This window comes from Candidatus Corynebacterium faecigallinarum, from assembly GCF_052264515.1.
Lineage (GTDB): Bacteria > Actinomycetota > Actinomycetes > Mycobacteriales > Mycobacteriaceae > Corynebacterium > Corynebacterium faecigallinarum.
Genome location: NZ_JBQQOC010000099.1, coordinates 1 through 448 on the forward strand (window position 1 = coordinate 1; position 448 = coordinate 448).

1 protein-coding gene is annotated in these 448 nt (G+C 58.5%); it reads right to left on the reverse strand.

The genetic code is table 11. From position 1 onward, the window contains the following. The coding region (locus tag ACTXPP_RS14230; RefSeq protein WP_443342786.1) for an AMP-binding protein at positions 1 to 448 on the reverse strand (448 nt) is incomplete at both ends.

Consider the following 448-nt stretch of genomic DNA (forward strand, 5'->3'; position numbering starts at 1 on the left):
GAGGCCCGCTGTATCGGCCCCAACTTCATCAGGCGAAATATCTGGGACAGTGTGGGTGATCGCATCACCTGTGACTTCGGTAGACCCGTAGAAGTCATGGAGTACCACCCCCGGGCAGCGTTCAGCGGCCTTGCCGGCAGTTCCTGTCGACAGGGCCTCACCGGACATCGTCCAGTGGGTGAGGCTTGTGAATTTTTGGTCTGCGGAGTCTTCATCAAGGAGAGCATCAGCCAGGCTGGGAACAGTCAGCAGATGCGTGACCTGCCTACGCTGGATTGTGTCCAGGAGAGCTTCCGGATTCTTGGCTTCCTCATGCCCGACAGTCACCAGTGTCGCACCACAGGTCAGTGGAGTGAGCATTTCCGTGGTCGCGTCGATGAAGCTGATGCCGCTCTTGGACAATGCCACGGACTGTTCGTTGACAGCGAGTTCTTCGACGGCCCATGCC